The 20,773-nt window shown below is 36.7% G+C and carries 19 protein-coding genes and 1 pseudogene; 4 read left to right on the top strand and 16 right to left on the bottom strand.

Features of this window, described 5'->3' with window-relative positions; translation table 11 throughout:
* The first annotated feature begins 17 nt into the window (after positions 1–17).
* A complete protein-coding gene (locus MHB44_RS10840) occupies positions 18–602 on the top strand; it encodes a DJ-1/PfpI family protein (RefSeq protein ID WP_341302777.1) in 585 nt (194 codons plus the stop codon).
* 145 nt (positions 603–747) lie between these two features.
* Here MHB44_RS10840 and MHB44_RS10835 read toward each other — a convergent pair whose 3' ends face one another.
* From MHB44_RS10835 to MHB44_RS10785, 11 genes are all read right to left on the bottom strand, one after another.
* Positions 748–2,280: an S-layer homology domain-containing protein gene (locus tag MHB44_RS10835; protein WP_341302776.1), complete on the bottom strand. Its 1,533-nt coding sequence runs from the start codon at positions 2,278–2,280 to the stop codon at positions 748–750.
* Positions 2,281–2,474: 194 nt separating this feature from the next.
* Positions 2,475–5,180: an aconitate hydratase AcnA gene (gene acnA, locus MHB44_RS10830; RefSeq protein ID WP_341302775.1), complete on the bottom strand. Its 2,706-nt coding sequence runs from the start codon at positions 5,178–5,180 to the stop codon at positions 2,475–2,477.
* Positions 5,181–6,170: 990 nt separating this feature from the next.
* Positions 6,171–6,476 carry a hypothetical protein gene (locus tag MHB44_RS10825; RefSeq protein ID WP_341302774.1) on the bottom strand — a complete coding sequence of 102 codons (306 nt, stop codon included), beginning with the start codon at positions 6,474–6,476 and terminating at the stop codon, positions 6,171–6,173.
* Positions 6,477–6,533: 57 nt separating this feature from the next.
* Positions 6,534–6,947: an NUDIX hydrolase gene (locus MHB44_RS10820; protein ID WP_341302773.1), complete on the bottom strand. Its 414-nt coding sequence runs from the start codon at positions 6,945–6,947 to the stop codon at positions 6,534–6,536.
* Between the two features lie 349 nt (positions 6,948–7,296).
* Positions 7,297–7,908, bottom strand: a complete 612-nt coding sequence (locus MHB44_RS10815) for a hypothetical protein (protein ID WP_341302772.1) — start codon at positions 7,906–7,908, stop codon at positions 7,297–7,299.
* Positions 7,909–8,007: 99 nt separating this feature from the next.
* Positions 8,008–8,208 (bottom strand): hypothetical protein, encoded by a 201-nt coding sequence (locus tag MHB44_RS10810; RefSeq protein ID WP_341302771.1) that lies wholly within the window; start codon positions 8,206–8,208, stop codon positions 8,008–8,010.
* A gap of 208 nt (positions 8,209–8,416) precedes the next feature.
* Complete coding sequence (locus tag MHB44_RS10805) at positions 8,417–8,764, bottom strand: hypothetical protein (RefSeq protein ID WP_341302770.1); 348 nt, start codon at positions 8,762–8,764, stop codon at positions 8,417–8,419.
* A gap of 101 nt (positions 8,765–8,865) precedes the next feature.
* On the bottom strand, positions 8,866–9,324 hold the full coding sequence (locus MHB44_RS10800; RefSeq protein ID WP_341302769.1) for a YkvA family protein: 459 nt from the start codon (positions 9,322–9,324) through the stop codon (positions 8,866–8,868).
* A gap of 133 nt (positions 9,325–9,457) precedes the next feature.
* Positions 9,458–11,524: a catalase gene (locus tag MHB44_RS10795; RefSeq protein WP_341302768.1), complete on the bottom strand. Its 2,067-nt coding sequence runs from the start codon at positions 11,522–11,524 to the stop codon at positions 9,458–9,460.
* 207 nt (positions 11,525–11,731) lie between these two features.
* The gene (locus MHB44_RS10790) at positions 11,732–12,205 is read right to left on the bottom strand and encodes a GNAT family N-acetyltransferase (protein WP_341302767.1); all 474 of its coding nucleotides are present in this window, start codon (positions 12,203–12,205) and stop codon (positions 11,732–11,734) included.
* A gap of 167 nt (positions 12,206–12,372) precedes the next feature.
* A complete protein-coding gene (locus MHB44_RS10785) occupies positions 12,373–13,857 on the bottom strand; it encodes a methyl-accepting chemotaxis protein (RefSeq protein WP_341302766.1) in 1,485 nt (494 codons plus the stop codon).
* A 138-nt stretch (positions 13,858–13,995) separates the two neighbouring features.
* On the opposite strand from MHB44_RS10785, the gene MHB44_RS10780 reads away from it, so the two are divergent.
* Positions 13,996–14,952, top strand: a complete 957-nt coding sequence (locus MHB44_RS10780) for an MBL fold metallo-hydrolase (protein WP_341302765.1) — start codon at positions 13,996–13,998, stop codon at positions 14,950–14,952.
* Between the two features lie 544 nt (positions 14,953–15,496).
* On the opposite strand, the gene MHB44_RS10775 is transcribed toward MHB44_RS10780, so the two are convergent.
* The 4 genes from MHB44_RS10775 to MHB44_RS10760 are packed head-to-tail and all read right to left on the bottom strand — an operon-like array spanning position 15,497 to position 18,148.
* Entirely contained in the window at positions 15,497–16,369 is an 873-nt protein-coding gene (locus MHB44_RS10775) for an ABC transporter permease (RefSeq protein WP_341302764.1), read from the bottom strand.
* On the bottom strand, positions 16,369–17,277 hold the full coding sequence (locus tag MHB44_RS10770) for an ABC transporter ATP-binding protein (protein WP_341302763.1): 909 nt from the start codon (positions 17,275–17,277) through the stop codon (positions 16,369–16,371). The genes MHB44_RS10775 and MHB44_RS10770 overlap by 1 nt, the downstream gene beginning before the upstream one ends.
* Positions 17,278–17,283: 6 nt before the next feature.
* Positions 17,284–17,688 (bottom strand): DUF3021 family protein, encoded by a 405-nt coding sequence (locus MHB44_RS10765; RefSeq protein ID WP_053995660.1) that lies wholly within the window; start codon positions 17,686–17,688, stop codon positions 17,284–17,286.
* Between the two features lies 1 nt (position 17,689).
* On the bottom strand, positions 17,690–18,148 hold the full coding sequence (locus tag MHB44_RS10760; RefSeq protein ID WP_341302762.1) for a LytTR family DNA-binding domain-containing protein: 459 nt from the start codon (positions 18,146–18,148) through the stop codon (positions 17,690–17,692).
* 485 nt (positions 18,149–18,633) lie between these two features.
* Here MHB44_RS10760 and MHB44_RS10755 point away from each other — a divergent pair, with 485 nt between their 5' ends.
* Complete coding sequence (locus tag MHB44_RS10755; protein WP_341302761.1) at positions 18,634–18,906, top strand: hypothetical protein; 273 nt, start codon at positions 18,634–18,636, stop codon at positions 18,904–18,906.
* A 574-nt stretch (positions 18,907–19,480) separates the two neighbouring features.
* On the opposite strand, the gene MHB44_RS10750 is transcribed toward MHB44_RS10755, so the two are convergent.
* Positions 19,481–19,699 carry a hypothetical protein gene (locus MHB44_RS10750; protein WP_341302760.1) on the bottom strand — a complete coding sequence of 73 codons (219 nt, stop codon included), beginning with the start codon at positions 19,697–19,699 and terminating at the stop codon, positions 19,481–19,483.
* Between the two features lie 724 nt (positions 19,700–20,423).
* Here MHB44_RS10750 and MHB44_RS10745 point away from each other — a divergent pair.
* A pseudogene (locus MHB44_RS10745) lies at positions 20,424–20,744 on the top strand (Ltp family lipoprotein); the annotation flags it as partial.
* Positions 20,745–20,773 lie beyond the last annotated feature (29 nt).

Here is a 20,773-nt window from a genome sequence, read left to right as displayed (position 1 = left end):
AGGGAGGCATTAGGGATATGAAAAAAATATTGTTACTTTTAGCAAATGGCTTTGAAGCTGTGGAGGCAAGTGTTTTTACAGATGTACTTGGCTGGAATAAATGGGAGGGTGATGGCTCAACAGAGGTTGTAACGGTAGGCTTACATGCTCAGCTACAATGCACATGGAATTTTAAGGTTATTCCTGAAAAATTATTACATGAAATTGCTTTAGAGGATTTTGATGCTTTAGCTATTCCAGGAGGCTTTGAAGAAGCGGGCTTTTATGTGGATGCCTTTAGTGAGGAATTTCAGATGGTGGTTCGCCACTTCGATAAACAGCAAAAACCAATTGCTACAATCTGTGTCGCTTCGTTAATTTTAGCGCATAGCGGTATCCTGCAAAATCGTCTAGCAACCACCTACCATCATCCAACAAGTAAACGCTTAGTACAGCTAAAAAGCTATGGTGTGAAAATTACCGATGAACGTATTATACAAACAGGGCATATTATCACCTCTTCTAACCCAGGAACAGGCTTTGATGTAGTCTTTCGTTTTTTAGAAATATTGACATCTACCGCAAATACACAGAAAGTACAGGACTTAATGGGCTTTCATTAGATGTCACTATTTTAAACACCTAAACTCCTGACTTTTTTGCAAATCGGGGGTTTATTTGTCTATTATTCATCCCCCCTCTGCCCTATAAAGAAAACAAAAAATAGGCTTACACCAATTTGGTATAAACCTACTTTTTCGTAATGTCTTATTTGTTTGCTGTAACTTCTACTTTTTTGCTTTCTAACGCTGCTGTTGCTTCGCTTAAATCCAATTCTACAGCGTTTTCAAGCACATCTTGTGGAATTGTAATCGTTGTAACAGCATTGAAATCATGGTACTTGATTGTTGATTGCTGTCTTGTTTTAATCGAATTGCCCTCTACTTGCATATTGATTGTCATATCCATCGCAATTTCTTCTACATCAAATGTTTCTTTATTGATTACTAATGTAAACGCAAGGTTATCGAAAGACATATCACCTAATTGTGCCTCTAGGTCAGCATCTACACCTAAGTCCATTGCACCAAGCTGCTGCTGCACAAGCTCCATAAATTTATCGCCAGCACCTTTTAATGTTAACTGATAATGGCTTGCTGTTTCTTCTAATGTGAAATCGTCAGCAAATGCTTGTAGCATCTCTAATTGCTCTGCTGCATTTGGCTGTACCCCTGTTTGGCTCAGTGCATCCTCAAATAATTGACTCGGGAATTTCAGCCAAGCTTGCTGCTCTGCCTCATACATGTACATACCATCTTTAGCTGTCATATACATTTTAATTGGCAAATTAATAGCTTCACCGCTTGTTGGATCTGTCATTGACATTGTACCCTCCGCAAAGAACTGCATCGGCTCTGTCACAATATCCATGGACATATTGCCTTTAGAATCCATTGTCATTGTTTCCTGACCATCATTTACTTCTACAGACTGCGATATTGTCATTGTTGCCTTCACGCTTTTTAGCTCTTGCTGCTTCGCTAATGTTTTAGTAAATACTTCCTCTAATGTAGAGCTATCATTTGTTGTCTCAGGTTGTTCTTCTGTTGCTGGCTCTTCTTCATTTGATTGTTCTTCTGTTGGTTGTTCTTCTTTCGTATCCTCCGCTACAGTCTCTTCTTCAGCTAAGCCTAATGCATTCACAATAAATGTTGCTAGCTGACCGCGTGTTACATTTTTCTCTACACCAAACTCTGTTGCAGTAAGACCTTTTGCAATGCCAGCTTCATATAATGCCGTTACAGCATCTGCATATGGGCTATCTTGTGGCACATCTGTAAATGGACTTTCACCTTCTGCTGTTAAACCTGTTGCCTGTGCGACCATCACCGCCATTTGACCACGTGTAATTGTGTCATTTGGACGGAATGTATCATCCTCATAGCCTTGTACAACACCAAGATTCACTAATGTAACGATAGCTTCATAGTACGCACTAGATGTAGCTACATCTTTGAAATTCGGGTCTTCTTCAGTTGACTCGGGAGTAAGCCCGAAAGCACCTGCAATCATTTTTGCCGCTTGACCACGTGTTACATCCTGTGATGGCTTAAATGTGCCATCTGGAAAACCGTTAATAATCCCAGCTTCGTTTAGTGTTGAAATGCTGTTAAAATGTGCAGAGTCTTTGCTTACATCTGAAAATGAGTTAGCTGCTGAGGCAGGTACTACTACTAAAGCTGTCACCGCTATTGCCGTCGTTGCGGCTGTGTAAAGCTTATGTTTTTTCTTCGTCATCATAATCGTCCCCCATGTATGTATATTTAAAAAGGCTTACATTACAATTCTATATAAATTGTGGAGAAAATGCTAGACATTTGGCAATTAATTTAAAATTAACGGAAGAAATAGATTAAATTTTGACAATAATTTAATCTATTGCATATAAAAAAACAGCATGCTAGAAAAACTAACATGCTGTTTGATAATTTATATTATTCAGCTGCTTTTGCGCGTAGAACCATTTGTAGGATACCACCATGACGGTAGTAGTCTACTTCTACTTCTGAGTCGAAACGAGCTAAAGCTTGGAAAGTTTTAACTGTGCCATCTTCAGATTTAGCAGTTACTGTTAAGATTTCACGTGGTTTTACGTTGTCAGTAATGTTAACAGAGATTTCTTCTTTACCAGTTAAGCCTAATGTATCAGCAGATTCACCTGGCATGAATTGAAGTGGAAGAACACCCATCATTACTAGGTTAGAACGGTGGATACGCTCGTAAGATTGTGCAATAACAGTTTTCACGCCAAGTAGGAATGTACCTTTCGCAGCCCAGTCACGAGAAGAACCCATACCGTAGTCGTTTCCAGCAAGTACCACTAAGCCCGTACCTTGCTCTTGGTATTTCATACATGCGTCATAGATGTACTCTACATCGCCTGTTGGCCAGTAAGTAGTGAATCCACCCTCTGTACCAGGAGCCACTTGGTTACGGATACGGATGTTTGCAAATGTACCACGCATCATTACTTCGTGGTTACCACGACGAGAACCGTAAGAGTTGAAGTCACGGATTGCAACACCGTTTTCAATTAAATATTTACCTGCAGGTGTATCTTTACCGATTGCACCAGCTGGAGAAATATGGTCAGTTGTGATTGAATCACCGAACTTCGCCATAATGCGTAAGCCGTCTAAGCCTTTAATAGCTTCTGGCTCTTTTGCAAGACCTTGGAAGAATGGTGGGTTTTGGATGTAAGTTGATTTGTCATCAAATGTGTAAAGAGACTCAGTTGATGTTTCAATTGCATTCCATTTTTCGTTCGCTGTGAATACAGTTTCGTATTCTTTTTGGAATAACTCACGGTTAACAACAGTACTTAACACTGCGTTAACTTCTTCAGTTGATGGCCAGATATCAGCAAAGAATACTTCGTTACCATCTTTGTCTTTACCGAATGAATCTTTTTGTAGATCGATATCCACTGTACCAGCAAGTGCATAAGCAACAACAAGTGGTGGTGAAGCTAAGTAGTTCGCTTTTACAAGTGGGTGTACACGACCTTCAAAGTTACGGTTACCAGAAAGAACTGAAGTTACGAATAAGTCATTTGCTTTAATAGCATCTTCGATTTCAGGTAGTAATGGACCTGAGTTACCGATACATGTTGTACAACCATAACCTACAGTGTTGAAACCAATTTGGTCAAGGTAAGCTTGTAAACCTGAATCTTCAAGGTAACCAGTTACAACTTTAGAACCTGGTGCTAAAGAAGTTTTTACCCATTTCGGCACTGTTAGACCTTTTTCTACAGCTTTTTTCGCCACTAAGCCCGCAGCAATTAATACGTAAGGGTTAGATGTATTTGTACAAGAAGTGATGGCAGCGATTGCTACAGCACCTGTTGGAATTTCTACATCGCCTTCAGCGAATTTTGCTACAGAAGTTTTTGCGAATTCATCTTCTGTTAAACCGAAACCTTGTGTACCTTGTGGTGCCACTACTGCTTCTTTGTAGCGAGTACGCATTTGAGATAGTGGAATTAAGTCTTGTGGACGTTTTGGACCAGAAAGGTTTGGTTCGATTTCAGCTAAGTTTACTTCTAAAACATCAGTGTAAACTGGCTCTAATGTTGGATCAAAGAACATATGGTTTGCTTTTAAGTAAGCTTCTACAACTGCGATGTGCTCTTCGTCACGACCAGTTAAACGCATGTAGTTTAATGATTCTTCATCAATTGCGAAGTAACCACATGTAGCACCATATTCAGGAGCCATGTTAGAGATTGTCGCACGGTCAGCTAGTGGTAATTTAGATACGCCAGGTCCGAAGAACTCAACGAATTTACCAACTACGCCACGTTGACGTAATACTTGTGTTACTTTTAATGCTAAGTCAGTTGCAGTTGTTCCGTTTGGAAGATCGCCAACTAATTTAACACCGATAACTTCTGGGATTGGGAAGTATGAAGGTTGACCAAGCATACCTGCTTCCGCTTCGATACCACCTACGCCCCATCCAAGAACACCGATACCATTGATCATTGTTGTATGAGAGTCAGTACCTACTACTGAATCTGGGAATGTTTCGAATGTGCCATCAGCATTTTCGTTTACGTGTACAACTGGAGCTAAGTACTCTAAGTTTACTTGGTGAACGATACCTGTTGCTGGTGGTACAGCACGGAAATTATCATAAGCAGTTTGTGCCCATTTTAAGAAGTTATAACGCTCAGCGTTACGTTCGAATTCTAGGTCCATATTTGCTTGTAATGCAGATGCATTACCATATTTGTCAACTTGTACAGAGTGGTCAATTACAAGGTCAACTGGAATAGCAGGGTTGATTTTGCTTGGGTCGCCACCCATTTCCTTCATTGCAGAACGAAGAGATGCAAGGTCAACAACTACTGGTACACCAGTAAAGTCTTGTAATACAACGCGAGAAGGTTTGAATGGTACTTCAGCTTCTGGATCAGCACCATTACCCCATTTTGCTAATTCGTTTACGTGTTCTTCTTTAATTACATACGCATCGTATTGACGTAAAACAGATTCTAATAATACTTTGATTGAGTAAGGAAGGTTTGAAACTTTTGCAACGCCAGCTTTTTCAATTGAAGCTAAGTCATAGTAATTGTAAGTTTTACCGTTTACTTCGAATGATGCACGACTATTGTGTAAATTACCTTGTGCCATTTGCGGATCCCCCTAATTATATCTTTTTGAAAAGGCTTTAAAAAATGTAGCATCTTTTCTCCAATACTCATCATAACCCATTTATATTCATAAGTAAATTACATTAATATTATCTTTTTTTATAAGTTTCCCTTATGACTCTGCATCCTATCTACGTGTTTTTAATTTCAAGATTGTTGATATATCAAGGTTTTGTTTTCGTGGTGGTTTCTATACCTATGTATTTAAACGTATTTAAGGGTATTTAACTCAGGTACAATGTGAGGTACAAACTGAGGTACACGTACTTTTTTAAAAAAGTGTACCTCAGCAATAAATAGGTAGGATAAATTTCATCCGGACAGGTATTTATAATAGTTTTTTTTATACATCAACAGTTAGAAATATGATACAATTTATATAAATAAATAGGAACGGGGAACACCCTCGTCATTTACTTACTATCTACAATAAATAGATGGTTTGTTTTTGACGGGGGTGTTTTTGTTTCTATAGAGAAAGGAGATTAAAAAAATGGTAATTTTGAAATGGTTAATAATTTGCATTTTGCTAGTTTTTGCTGCATTACTATATGCTCGCAAACATGACTTATTTGGCTTGTTGGTTGTACTTGCATTTGCACTTGCTATTGTTTTGTAACTCCAAAAGCCCAGGCTCAAAATGAGTACCTGGGCTTTAATTATTTTAGTTACTTTTCATTTGATTTAAATACGTCATTTCACTAGCGTCGCATTAAAATAATTGAATGTGAAATTAAAATCTAAATTTTCAGAAATCATATTTACCCAACAAAAAATCCTTTATAATGGTTGGATGGTAGGAACCTATCCAAATCCAATATAAAGGACATACACATGGACAAGTTTACACGAAAAACATCATTTGAACAATGGCTTTCACCGATTTCCTCGACAAAACTAGAGGAATTGGTGGAAACCCATCAATTATTTTTTATCGGAAATTAAATACATAACTTCATAAGAATTTCGCTTACCGTCCAGTAACCCTAGCTTGAGTAGTTGGTGACGAGCTATATGCACGGAATTTATCAGAGCCTATATAAGGATGATCAAAATAAAGAGTTATTTCCCCGTCAAACACTTTATAAAAAATTGCACCTTCAACACCTGTCATAAAACCATCAGCATCTACTTGGAATTTCTTATCCATGCCCAACGAAATTTTGATGAGTGTAGATACCCATACCCCATGTGCAAGATTAGCTTTGCTTCTTAACTGCAATTCATTTTTTAAAATATTACTAATTTCAATATGTACTTTATATGCAGACACCATTTAACATTCTAGTAATAACTTATCTGAATATAACTCAACTTTACCTTCTTCTACACCTTACATGGTTCCTTGATTGTTATAGCGTGCATATCCTTGCATCAGTTTTTTAATACCCCCTGCATAATAAGGCATTCGTTGATCTGCTTTTTCTATACTAACCCATTCGATTTGCAAAATTTCATGTGGCATACTAATCTTTTTTGTACCTCCAACGACTTGTGCTTCAAATATAAAAAATAGTGTATGATGATTTCTTTTTAAAAGTTTAGCTTCGTTAACAGCCAATAAATCTCCAACTTCAATCAAAAAACCTGTTTCTTCATATACTTCACGAATTGTTGCTTCCACAAGCGTTTCATCCGCTTCAGCCTTTCCCCCAGGAAGTGACCAATGTCCCTCATGATTATCCACCATTAAAATCTGATGATCCCTATTTTTAATCAAGGCATGTACAACTTTCACTTCTTCCACTCTAAAACCTCCGTTGTTTACTAATTATCTGCTAGCCAATAATTGTACAACACATTTAAAATAAAAACACTAAGTCTCTATTGGTCTTTCAATCTTGTTTTCGGTTTGACACTTAGTTTTCGTGCCATAGGTTTACAGTTATCTTGTGCGACTCTTGAAAGCTATCGCCAACCGACATTCATCTCCCACTTACTCATTGGGCTATACCTTACACATTCCTTGGAGCGGGCGTCTTCTGTCGGAAAACGATAAAAAAACAACCGAACTCTTGAATACAAGCCAACTAAAAGAAAAACTGTAGGCATACACAAAATTTCCAGTGCTTCCTACAGTTTCAAAATAATTACCTTTATTCGAAATCATCGGGATACATAAATGTTTCAATAACCTCTCCCGTTGAGGCATCCTTAATAATTATTGCCATTTTAATTTGGTCATGCTCTACATTATTGAAAATATGATAGAACACACCTGTTAGTGCAAGTTCATCTATTGCTAATGTATCTAAACTATTTTCAAATAATTCTTTGTTTACCGTCAAAGTAAACTCCGTAAAATCGTTATTGTGAGTGACATCTTGAATGTATGTAAAGTCTTCATCTGTTTTTACTTCTTCTACCATTTCATTAACGACTTCCTTCAGATCTTCTATAAATCTTTGATGAACAGACTTTGACATCCTTAATGTTAACGAGCCATCCTCATTTTTAATAGCTTCCTCAACGCCATCCTCTTTTGCATCTGCAATCATTTCATCAATCTCTTCACCTTCAAACAAAATTGCTGGTAAAGTGAGCTCCATATCTATAGGCTCTTTCTCTGGTTGTGATGATTTCGTTTCTGCTGATGTTTGATTAGCATCCTCTGTTTTCTTAGCACTATCACTGTCCTTTTCTTCATTACATGCTACTAAAAAAATACTAACTAGCAGGGTAAGTGATAGTATGAATAATTTCTTCATTTTTCAATCTCCTCCTCTATTTAACTGTATATGGATATTAGAGGAATTTCCACATTTATTTTCTTATTTAGACAATTTTCTTAATTTATAACTACACACTCAAATCCCCAAGACGGAAATAATTTGAGTTGATGTACTTTTTTGTTGAATCCAAGCCTGTAATTCAGCAATTAACAAGGCAAGTTGTTTGTTATTGATATCATAGCTTTCTTTAAATTCCCTCTCAGAATAGCTAAATGGACAACCAATCACATCTTTGAATGAATCGGGAGGGGAATTGCTCATTAAAAATCGTTTCATCCCCTCTAATTTCTGATTAATTCATTGCCCTATCTCTACATCTATCTCATTGAAGGCAATTCCTTGTAGCATTTTTCGAAAGCAGGCAAATTATAGTCAAAACTGTCTTCTGTCAAAAAAAGAGAAGATGGGTCCCAGTATTTTCTCTTATAGCGATTAGGTAGAATCTCGATATAACAAACGAATATCATGAATGATTTCAATCATTCTATGCACCTCCTAAAAATTTATTGATAAAGAAAATCGTTAAGCCAAGCATGATTACACTATTGTTAATAAAAGGAATTTTCAAATGAAACTTTATTTTGAAGAAAGACAGCAAGACATAATAAAGCAGTAAAAAGATAGTCAATACAATAAAGTGTGCAAATGAAAAGAAAAAGCTTGCTACGATTAAAAAAGAATTGCTAACATCACCAGGATAGCTATCAGCGGCGGTAAATCGCACACTACCGACAACTAACACGGTTAACCATTGCATCCAGTAGGTAACGAAAATTACTACGGCGAAATAAATCATATAAGTAAAAGATAGCAGTAATGATTTTGTATACAATATGACACATCCTGACAATTAAAGTTATTTCACTGACGCTATAGCAAGCTAATTTGTTGCATAGAAAAAGCATCCCCTTAGTAAGAGAATGCTTTATATGACTATGCTAATTTATTATCAATGTCAGAAGTATCTACATCGTCGCCGAACCAGTCTGTTAGCTTGGCTCTTGCCTGTTGCTTCACATCGTCATCAATATACATCGCAACCTGCACAATAGCAGCTAATAGTGCGCCCATATCATCGGCATAGCCTACACCTGCTGCCATATCAGGAATTAAGTCAAAGGGTAAAATAAAATAACCTAATGCGCCAATAATAATCGCTTTATCTTTCTTTGGCACTTCCTCTTTTTGTAGGACAAAATACAAAATTAATACCGCATAGACAACGGAGGAGCCTGCTTTTTTAGCATATTTCTTAATCTTATGCCAAAGCCCATCCTCAGAATAATGCTCACTATGCTGCTTTAGTATTTCTTCATTTATCGTTTTAGGTAGATGGATTAAATTTTCCTCGCTATCTTCAATTTGCTTGTTCTTTTTAAATTTCTCAAACATTTACATCACCCCTCATTATAAGCTATCATATATTATTTTTATAATCGCTTCAAAAATAAGGCTTTAAGTTGTAAGACAAACATAAATAGACAAAGTCAGTATACCGACTTTGCCTATCAAATAATTTTATTTTTCACCCAGATGAAATACTTGAAGGGTACAGATAACTTGGACGATCCCAGAAGCGCTGCTGAGCCATTATATCAATAAAGCTTTTAGCGAAATCTGGGCTACTATCATTCATTACCCCTATCCTGTTATCATACACTAAATTCAATGGTTCGAGCACTGCCTCGCCATTCTGCATTGTCGCAATTGGTTTAAAATGATTATAGATATTAACCGTGTATTTTTGAGCTTCATACGTAAAATAAGGTGTAATATTGCCGCTTCCTACAATTAAAACCCCATCATATGTTAGCGACGAGCCTGTTAAAAAGCTATCATCCACTTCATATTGAACGCCCTCTGTTCCAGTCACAGTGCCTAATCGATCATGCACAATTACAATTTGCAGCTTTGCCTTGACCAATGTGTCTAATAATTTTTTCACACTTGGACCGTCAAACCCTTCCGCTAAGAACACTCCTACACGTAATGTATCAGGTACAAATGTAGTATTCATTAGACTTAATGCAGGTGAGGACTTTGTGACAGTAGATTCCGGTACATCTGGAACAGTCGTGCCTAATTCCTTTGAAACATTTCTCGCTAAATCATGGCTAATATGGGCAAGTACATTGACCATCCCTTGCCGTACAAAAGGTCGACATTTGCCAAGCTCAAAGCAAAAAGCACCGATAATTTGTTGCTTTTCCACATCGCTCATACTATTCCAAAACATTCTAGCCTGAGAATAATGATCTTTAAAGGATGGGGCTGTTTGTCTTACCTTACGCCCCTCTACTGTTGATGGATAAGTAACAAAACCACCCTGTGTACCTGGAACAGGATAAGGTGTATTATTGGCAAGTCCATTACGATGATAGGAAACTTTGCCACGATCAATAATTAATCTTGATGCCCCATCACGCTGGTTATTGGCAAACGGGCATACTGGTCTATTGATAGGTAGCTGTTGATGATTCGGACCAAGACGAGCCTGTTGCGTATCTGTGTAGGAAAATAATCTGCCCTGAAGAAGAGGATCATTTGAAAAATCAATCCCTCTCACAATATTACCTGGATGGAATGCACTCTGCTCTGTTTCTGCAAAGGCATTGTCTACATTACGATTAATAGTGATTTTGCCTATTTCCCGCAAAGGTACATCTTCTTCTGGCCATAATTTTGTAGGGTCTAGTATATCAAAGTCAAAGGCAAATTCATCTTCTTCCTTAATAATTTGAATCGCCAGCTCATATTCAGGATAATTGCCATTTGCAATATTTGTCCATAAGTCTCGACGATGATAATCTGCATCAGCACCCAGTTGCTGTGCTTCATCCCATATTAATGTATGGACACCCAAAATTGGTTTTATATGGAACTTCACAAAGTGAGAAACACCATCCTTATTGACTAAGCGGAACGTATGCACACCAAAGCCTTCCATCGTTCTAAAGCTTTTAGGAATAGCTCGACCAGTCATAATCCATAACGACATATGTGCAGTTTCTTTATTAGAACCCATAAAATCCCAAAAAGTATCATGTGCAGTTTGTCCTTGAGGATATTCATTATCAGGCTCGGGTTTCACAGAATGAATTAAATCAGGAAATTTAATGGCATCCTGAATAAAAAATACCGGCATATTAATGGCAACCAAATCAAAATTTCCTTCATCCGTATAAAACTTGAGAGAAAAGCCCCTAACATCACGGTTTGTTTCGTTACAGCCTCTTGAGCCAACCACTTGTGAAAAACGGACAAAAAGTGGTGTTTTTTTATTGGGATCCTGCAAAAAATCAGCCATTGTTATATCCGATAAAGATTCATATAGCTGAAATTCTCCATGTGCGCCATAGCCCCTTGCATGTACAACACGCTCAGGAATACGCTCACGGTCAAAGTGTGCTAATTTCTCACGTGCAAGGAAGTCTTCAATCAGTGTCGGCCCACGATCACCAGCGGTTAAACTATTTTCATCATCTGAAATCGGAATCCCTTCATTTGATGTCATCTTTTTGCCTTCTGTTTCATGAATAAAAGGCTCTAATTGCTTGCGTTTTTCATTGGAATAATCTATATTTTCATTCATGCTATTCTACACCTCACATCCGTAATTATTCATTAAGTATAGACAGAGATGTGAAATTATATTCTATATTCTCGGTGATTATGCTGTTCTCCAATAAAGTGAGCCTTCTATAGAAAAACTGCACCGCCAATTGTTCTAACAATTGGTGTACAGTTCCATTTGACTAGCTTATTTTTTCTGTTTACCGTCATTCGAAATACAGAGGAATTACTCTAAAATTTTACAGAACAATATCCGATCCTGGTTTTCTCCACCATAGTTTGTATAGACCGATACATTATCGATTGTTTTATCACCTTTTTCCATTCTAAATCCCATATTTGTATGGAAAGCGATCGACACCTTATTTGTTGGTGATGTTACACATTTTACGATGTTTCGATTGTATTGCTTGACGACATGGAAGAAAACATCATACAGTCTTTTTGCAATATTCTGTTTTCGATAACCAGGATGCACGCCAACAAAATGAATAAATGCTTCATTTGATTGAGACTGCGATAAAAAACCAACAAGAAAACCGATAATTTCACCGTCATTTTCCATAATGAGACTGGTATTTGTGAAATGCTCGAAAAATAATTTTGGCAGCCGATCTGACATATTTTGTTCGCCCCACCACTCATTAATAAGCGGCGATAAAATAGCATAATCTGAACTTTGTAAACTACGAATATTCATTAGTATTCCCTCCTTCAATGAAGTGGTTACGAAGGTTTAAATGTATCCACTAGATAACGCAATGGTTTCTTTAGACTGCTAGCGTTTTTAAGCTCTAACATGATGGTGATGAATAACATTTCTTTACCCTACAATTTGCTTGTTTAATCATACTTATCTTTATCGTATCAGGTTTCCTTCCCCTTTGTCATGACTAATGACTTTAATGTATTACTTAATGCCTCAATGCGATTTGTCGTAGTTGTCATCATCATCAATAGTTGATTTTCATCCTCCACTGAACGTAGAATATCCTCTGTTGACGCTGCGTTATGCTCAGTCATTTCATTGAGCCTTTCAATTTGCATCTGTATAGCCTCAAATTGTGAGATGGCACTGCTTAATTCATGCATCCCCCTTGTTAAATCAGCATTGGTTTGTGTAAAGGAATCTTTTAATAAATCAAAGAAATAACTGACCTCCTGTAACAGTTTTTCGCCATGCTGTAACGCTTTTTCACCATCATCTGAACGCTGATAGACCTCTGTTGACTTTTCGAATAAATTCTTCGTTACATCGGTAATGTTTACTGTAATGGCAGCACTTTCTTCTGCGAGCTTGCGTACCTCATCTGCCACAATAGCAAATCCTTTACCATGCTCTCCCGCTCGAGCCGCCTCAATCGCTGCATTCAATGCTAATAAATTCGTCTGTTCTGCAATATGAGTAATACCCATTAACAGGCTATCGACGGTTTGTAAGCTGCTTTGAAGATTATTGACAGTTTCTGTTGTGGAGCCTATTGCCTGATTCATCACCTTCATCTGTGCCATGGCATCCTGCATTTTTTCCCAGCCTGCGAATACCTCCCGCTGCAGATTTGTTGATTTTGCTACAGTATCCTGCGAAATGGTAAAGGTTTCATTAACAAAATGCACTGAATCCCCCATTGTGCCATGAATCATCTGCAGGCTCGATGCTTCCTGCTGGATACTAGCAGAGATGTCCTCTGTTGCAAGCAATATTTGCTTACTAGAGCCTGAAATTCGCTGCATTGTTTGCTGGAATTGTGTCACATGCTCGTCCAATGCCAGACTGCTTTGTTCAATTTCTTGAAAAGCATTTTGTAATTGCTGAAAGGATATTTGCACATTTTTCTGTTGAATTGCCGCATGTTCAATCAGTTCATTACCCCATTTTGCAATTAAATAAAAGGCTATAATTACCCCATTCATAATGGCAATTAGTGTGACAAAAACAATAATATCGTCAAATGGCCCCAACAATGACGGAGAATTCACCACATATAATATGAAAAAACTAATATTGGTTAGTACCCCAAAAAATACAATTAATTCTTTTTTAAAGTACAGGGCAATAATCGCTACTGTGCATAGCAAAATATAATGCTTATTTAATGAAAAACTATCAAGCAAGAACAATGTAAAAACAATGCTGGCAGGAATTAAACCAAAAATAAAGCCTTTTACATAGGTTTTGATTGGTAAAAAATAATTACACACTGCTAGCGCAATTACAATCAGTCCAACAAATAAAAATAGTACACCCTTCGATAGAATCATTGGTCCACAAATTAAAATGGCCAAAACCGAAATAATAGCTAAATTAACACGATGGACTTTCTGTGTATCATAGCGAAGCTTTTTCTCCATTGCTATCCCCCTAAAAAAATGAATAGACATTCAGTTCAATTTTCTATTATTATATAGTATAACAACTACTTTTTGTAGCTAAATATTGCATATAAAAGCATTTACTATATGTTTTTGCAATAAAAGGAGGAAATTGAATTGGCAAATATCCAGCAAATTGCACCAAATTTTTATTGTATTGATACACACGATTTGAATCACAAGCAACGCACAAGTTCTTATTTATTAGTGGATGAAAAAATTACCCTAATCGAAACATCTGCTAGTCCATCTGTTCCTTATATTATGGCAGGGCTAAAGGAGTTAAATATTGCTTTAGAGGATATTCACTATGTCATTGTGACACATATTCATTTAGATCATGCTGGGGGCGCGGGTTTATTTTTGCAAAGCTGTCCAAATGCTAAACTTGTGGTCCATCCGCGAGGAGCGACCCATATGATTGATCCAAGTCGATTAATTGCAAGTGCTAAAGGGGTGTACGGTGCTGAGTTTGATCGTCTTTTTGATCCCATTGTGCCAATTGCTGCCGAGCGCATTATCGAGGTTCAGCATAAGCAACAATTACAGTTAGGGCAGCATCATTTAACATTTTACCATACAGAGGGTCATGCTAAGCATCATGTGTCCATGCTGTATTCGGCAACAAACGGCTTATTTGTAGGCGATACAACGGGCGTTCGTTATCCAGAAATGGATGGAGAAGCGATTGATTTAATTATTCCTTCAACTTCTCCAAATCAGTACGATCCAGCTACAATGGAGCAATCCATTCAGTTATATGAAACATTACAGGCAAATGAATTATATTTTGGACATTATGGTGCGTATCGAAATCCAGCAGAAGCCTATCGCCAAGTACGTTACTGGACACCATTCTTTTTAGAGGCAGGCAAAAAGGCACGAACAGTATCCAATGATTTTCAAGAACAAGCTCACTATTTAGATGCTCGTTTAAAGGAGCTGTTATTTGGCTATTTACAGGAAAATGGTATTGCCGACACGCATCCTGTCTATCAAACAATTCCATTTGATACAATCGTATCAGCAATGGGCATCCTTGATTATTTAGCAAAAGGAAAAGCATCGGTATAATGCCGATGCTTTTTGCTATATTGATAATCACCTATTCGAAAAGTTTTACCTACTTTTATATGCCTTATAACTTAATTCTATATCATTTTAAAGTTTCTAAATAGTGAGTTCCTTGCGAAGGATTTTCAATTGCTCGATGGTTAGGTTTGTGATTTCTGCGATAAAAGGATTACTCTGTCCATTCATTATCAATTATTTCGTCACTTCCATTCGTTCTGCTTGTCGTCCTTCTTCTCGCCCCTCTTGTTTAAAGGCTTGTAATTGTTCTTCCAAATTCCACTCATGAATCAACTTGCGTGTTGTTCCAAGAAATCTTGCATGATGCCTTGGTTCTTACAGTCTTGGATTGCTTGATGAATGGCATCCGCTTTACTATGGAAAAAAATTTGTACTCCGCTACGTTTTAAATAGAAGTAAATTAGGGAGGGCTTTTAACGAAGATCCCTATATAAGAGATTGCGAAAACAAATGCCCTTCAATCAGTAGAGAGTTTTCTTCATTTGTCGTGCTGAAAACATCTACATTTGAATGATCGTTTGCCCAATTATTTATGTTTCCTTGAAAAAATAATTATTGCTACAACACCAACTACCATAATCGTTCCTACAATAAGTAATACGCTTGATATATTGGAGATTACCGTACCATTTATTTCATATATTATACCATATTGCAGCATATAGTTTTCTGCAAAAGCTTCATTGCCCTTAAAAACGTTTTGAATCGAATCAGCCATAAACGCATCTCTTAGCAGAACCGTTGTATGACTAATTGGAAAATAGTGAATCATTGATTGCACGTAGCTTGGCAAAGCACCCATTGGCACATAAACGCCACATAAAAAGCCAATCGCTGTACCAATAATGGTATTTAATGTGGAAAAGGCATTCTGGGTTTTAACGAAAAGCACCAAAAATAAATTGAGGGTACTGCTTAATATAACTGCTAACAATAAAATACCTATGATCTTTATGGTAGCATACCATGATAAAAGCTCTCCGCCTGTAGCGACTAAAAAGATCTCGCAGCAAATAAAGGCAAGCATCGTCATCATAAAACCAATCAATAAAGCACTGATTACATAGCTCACCTGGATTTTTGCACGAGAGGCAGCCGTTGTTAAAAAATCTGCCGTTGTTTTGGTTTCAAGGTCTTTTACATAGATTCCAAAAACACCGAGCGTTGTTGTTACGGCAATAATCGACAAGAGCCCTGCCACCATCCACTCATTAACCATTTGTTTAATACCCGGTGTAACAGGCATAAATTGTTCAATCGAATCTAACTGCGTTTTCTGAAGAAAAATAGCATAAAGTGCAATAACGATCAGCACTGATAGCATAGAAAAAAATACCAGCATACGATTTCGTGTAAATACTTTATTATGACGACTAACTAAGCTCATAATCATATCCATTAGTGCACCTTCATTTCTTCGTTAATTTGAATAAAGACACTATCGAGCGATCCTTTAATTACTTCAAATGAGGATAAATGTGACGCTAATTCATTAATAATCGGAACTGCTGCCAACGTAGAGGCAATATTCATTTTATACACATCTCCTTGTTGCTCTAATGCTAATCCTAAAGATTTGACAACAGCAGCATCTTTAAAAGAAAGAATAAGTTGATCTGAAGCATATTGTTCCTTTAAATCATTGGGAGATCCTTGGGCTACAATTTTCCCCTCTTTTAAAATAACGATATTATCTGCAACAGCCGCTTCTTCCATATAATGTGTCGTTAGAAAAATAGTCATATTTGTTTCTTTCCTTAGCCTTTCAATAGCATCCCACACAAACTGTCTTGTTTGCGGGTCTAGTCCTGTGGTTGGCTCATCTAAAAATAAAATTTGCGGCTTATGAATAATTGCTCTTGCAATATCAGCGCGCCTTTTTTGTCCACCTGAAAGCTGCCCATATTTTTTGTTTGCAATATCATCTAAGTGTAAATATGCACAGACAAATTCATAATTTTTCTTCAATTGTTTTTTAGATAGATGATAAAAGCGCCCTCGAAGCAGGATATTTTCTATTACTGTTAATTGGGAATCAAGTATACTTTGTTGGAATACAATTCCGATCGATTGACGGATAGCATTGTTTTCTTTACTTGTTCCTAATGGATGATTATTAATAATTACCTGCCCACTACTAGCCTCTAATAATGTACAAAGAATTTCAATCGTTGTGGATTTACCTGCCCCATTTGTTCCTAAAAATGCAAATAGAGAGCCTTGTTCAACGGCAAAAGAAATACCTTTAACAGCCTGATGTTCCCCATATTGCTTGCGTAAATTGTCTACCTGTATTGCCAACTTCATTGTCATCTATCCCTTTCTTTTTTGGATGATTTGATTGATATCCTCAATATCCTTTAATTGCAATACATAAAGAATGCACCACACAATCACGTAAATCACTGCCTCTATTAGCAGAATAAAAGGAATACCTGTATATTGAAACCATTGACCGAAATAGCCAGCGATTAGCACACAAGCTGTAACGCCCAGCAAATGGAGCAGAAGCTGTAGTGTAAAGGTTAAACGCTCCCATTCAAAAATAATGGATAGTAGACCAATAGCAGCACCAAGGATAATAGCAATGACTACTTGTTCAAATAACTCTGAGCCGTTGATTACTGTCCCTTTTTCAAAAACACTACGCGTAACCAATAGATAAGATGAGCTTAATGAAATTAGAATGCCAATAATCATCATGCGTAAAAGTTTCATCTTATAAATCCCTCCCAATCCCTAGGTAACGTTTTAGCTCTTTTAAATATTTGCGGCTTACAGGAATGCTTGTGTCGTTTTCAAGCAATAATTGTGTTGTGCCAATTTTACCCATTTGAATCGATGCGATTTTATGGATATTGACGAGCGTTGATTTATTGACTCTCACAAAATCCTTTACTAACTGTGTCTCAAGCTCATACAATTTACGCTTTGATTCAAACTCATGCTCATTTGTTTGTAAATAAATCTTGGCGTCCTCTGCGTAAATAGAAAAAATATCAGTAATTTTTAGCAAATGAATTTCCTGCTGGTAATAGCCATCTAAGACTTTTGCTTGTGTCGTCTGCGAAGCTTGCAGTTGCTTCATTAACTGTTCAATTTGCTCATTATACACCTTGGCATATATATGAACCTCTGTTTCTTCTAAAGCACTATTAATGGTTAATTGAATTTTCAATGGGAGGCCCCCTATCACTTGATCTCGAATTCGGTATTCTTACTGTAGCATAGAAAAATTCCAGAGCCTGCAAATTTTCCATAAGAGGTCGAATTTCAGTGCTAACGTGTAAATTTGAGGCTATAACCTACATGGTGATTTCAAAAAATAATGGATATATCACTTTTTAAGGTTGTGATCTAATGGTATTTGACAAGAAACCAAAATGGGGTGAGCCGCATGGTGAAGAAGCTTGCACATAAATATGTTATGGGCTTTTTTGTTATGGGTGGTGATGGTGAGATTTTAGGTAAAATATTTATTTTTAATGGAGGATAAATACCTATTGGCTTAATAATAAACGTCATATATTGGTAATGTACCCTACTCGCTTTCCATCTTTGCTCATACCTTCAGCAAGAGACACATCCCCATTTTATTTGGTCACTTATTTTAAATAGATAAGTGACCTTTTTAAATTTGCACCATCCATGCTCTGCATGCATATGATACAAATACTATCCTTTTTTAAGGAGGATTATGGATTGAGTCATAAAAATAACGAGGGAACGAAATCTGTGAGCCAGGCCGCGAAGCTCGCTGTCATCGCAGGAGCAATTACCACACTTGGTGATGCATTAGCCACTATTGCAGCGGGGCTTGCTTTAGAGGATGAATTAAAGGATAACGATCGTAGCACTGATGACATTGACAAGCTACAAAAACAAATTGATGAATTGCATAATGAAATGAAGCAGTTGAAAAGGATGCTTCGTTAATCTAATAGGTAACTCATCTATGAATATTTCTCAGGCAATTAGCTCTTATGCAAAATGATGATGAGGATCACGCCATCCCATACAAGAAAAAACTAGGCTCCCCCTTCTTGGATACCTAGTTTTTTTGTTACTATGCGTGTTCTTTTATAAAATACCATAACACCCTCAACAATTTCTGAACATATTATCTAAAAATACTGTGCTCATAAATACCATATTTTTTTATTAAAGGTTTTTAAATTTTGAAAATGTAGTATTTAGAGTGCTTTATAAAATACAGTAATTTTTATTGACCTAAATAAAGGATTATAAAAGAAAAACAATTGGAGTACTTATGATTTTCCGACTTTGTACTTCACTTATTTATTCGTAGGGACTACGAGGGTAGCCTGCTAAAAAACTGACGGTTACGTTGGTGTTCGCAGGCATCCCCACTTCAAGCGTGAGCTAAGTGGCGAGTAGTTCAAAGGACAGGTGTAGGAAATCGATGCAATCTCACACAAGAAGTCATTCATTATTTTCAAATGAGTGGCTTTTTTAATGAAATAAAAATGACTACCTTATCAGATAGCCATTAATATTGCTTAAAATCAACACCTATTACATTTTCATCCTCACGGATCAGCCTGATTACGTTATAGTCTTGTTCTTGTAAAAGTTTTAAGACCATTTCATCTGTTAGTGCTTCGTACTCCTCGTGGGTCAAAAACAAATTTGATATACCTATAACTTCTAAATCATCTGGTCTGCGCCTGAATAAAAAACGCACTGGCACTATTGTTTTGTAATTCATGATTTTCACTCTCCTTTACAAATGTTTCTGCATGATAAGTTGAATAACCTTCTTGGTACTCTCTTAATATGTTATCTGTTTTTTGTATATACAAATTGTCTAATATTTCCTATAATGAACAGGAAAGGAATTATTGTATATGGATAACTTATTTATGATTTTATTGTTAATTAGCATGTTGGCTTTACCTGTTTTTCTTATTATGTCTGTTATTGCATTTATGAAAAAAGACAATCCAAAAGGCAAAAAAATGTTGAAGTTTAGTGGTATTTCGTTTGTTGCTATATTCATTACTGCTTTTGGAGTCGTAACTACTTCGGACTCTACTGAAACTAACCATAAAAAAGAAAAAGTAGAAACAGTAGCAAAAACACATGATGATAAGCCTGCTACAGTTACACCAGATGAATTTAACAAATTAAAAAATGGAATGAATCTGGAGGAAGTAGAAAAAATCGTGGGTGGGAAACCAAAAAATCCAGATGAAAAAGAAAATGACGATTTAATATTAATTTTGGAGTATGACGGGGAAAATGGAATAGAAAAAGATTCTTCTGTATCACTTATCTTTAAAGACGGGAAATTAAACACTATTCAGCAATATGGTTTAATAATAAAAAAAGAAACAGAGGAAGAAAAAGCTGCACGTGAAGCAAATGAAAAAGCATTAGCTGAACAAAAAGCTAAAGAGGAAGCAGAAGCTCAGGCTAAAGCAGAAGCTCAGGCTAAAATAGAAAATGCGCCACGTGAACATAAATTAGCATTACAAAAAGCTGAACAGTATGCTTCAACTATGCAAATGTCAAAAGCAGGTATTTATGACCAATTGACTTCTGAATATGGAGAAAAATTCCCTGCGGATGCTGCACAATTCGCAATAGATAACATTGTATTTGATTGGAAAGCAAATGCATTAGCAAAAGCTGAACAGTATGCTGAAATGATGAGTATGTCAAACCAAGCTATTTATGAACAACTGATATCACCATATGGAGAAAAATTCACTCCAGAAGAAGCTCAATATGCTATCGACAATTTAAAATAAACATAATAGCCTTCCACTGAAAGTTGTCA

Origin of the sequence: Lysinibacillus sp. FSL H8-0500 (genome assembly GCF_038051955.1) — a bacterium.
Lineage (GTDB): Bacteria > Bacillota > Bacilli > Bacillales_A > Planococcaceae > Lysinibacillus > Lysinibacillus macroides.
This window is presented reverse-complemented; position numbering and strand designations above follow the sequence as displayed.

Bases quoted from the DNA above. Each gene is read 5' to 3' on its own strand.
- MHB44_RS10840 (WP_341302777.1), top strand. From the start codon at position 18: ATGAAAAAAATATTGTTACTTTTAGCAAATGGCTTTGAAGCTGTGGAG.
- MHB44_RS10835 (WP_341302776.1), bottom strand. From the start codon at position 2,280: ATGATGACGAAGAAAAAACATAAGCTTTACACAGCCGCAACGACGGCA.
- acnA (WP_341302775.1), bottom strand. From the start codon at position 5,180: ATGGCACAAGGTAATTTACACAATAGTCGTGCATCATTCGAAGTAAAC.
- MHB44_RS10825 (WP_341302774.1), bottom strand. From the start codon at position 6,476: ATGGTGTCTGCATATAAAGTACATATTGAAATTAGTAATATTTTAAAA.
- MHB44_RS10815 (WP_341302772.1), bottom strand. From the start codon at position 7,908: ATGAAGAAATTATTCATACTATCACTTACCCTGCTAGTTAGTATTTTT.
- MHB44_RS10810 (WP_341302771.1), bottom strand. From the start codon at position 8,208: ATGAAACGATTTTTAATGAGCAATTCCCCTCCCGATTCATTCAAAGAT.
- MHB44_RS10800 (WP_341302769.1), bottom strand. From the start codon at position 9,324: ATGTTTGAGAAATTTAAAAAGAACAAGCAAATTGAAGATAGCGAGGAA.
- MHB44_RS10795 (WP_341302768.1), bottom strand. From the start codon at position 11,524: ATGAATGAAAATATAGATTATTCCAATGAAAAACGCAAGCAATTAGAG.
- MHB44_RS10790 (WP_341302767.1), bottom strand. From the start codon at position 12,205: ATGAATATTCGTAGTTTACAAAGTTCAGATTATGCTATTTTATCGCCG.
- MHB44_RS10785 (WP_341302766.1), bottom strand. From the start codon at position 13,857: ATGGAGAAAAAGCTTCGCTATGATACACAGAAAGTCCATCGTGTTAAT.
- MHB44_RS10775 (WP_341302764.1), bottom strand. From the start codon at position 16,369: ATGGATATGATTATGAGCTTAGTTAGTCGTCATAATAAAGTATTTACA.
- MHB44_RS10770 (WP_341302763.1), bottom strand. From the start codon at position 17,277: ATGAAGTTGGCAATACAGGTAGACAATTTACGCAAGCAATATGGGGAA.
- MHB44_RS10765 (WP_053995660.1), bottom strand. From the start codon at position 17,688: ATGAAACTTTTACGCATGATGATTATTGGCATTCTAATTTCATTAAGC.
- MHB44_RS10755 (WP_341302761.1), top strand. From the start codon at position 18,634: ATGATACAAATACTATCCTTTTTTAAGGAGGATTATGGATTGAGTCAT.
- MHB44_RS10750 (WP_341302760.1), bottom strand. From the start codon at position 19,699: ATGAATTACAAAACAATAGTGCCAGTGCGTTTTTTATTCAGGCGCAGA.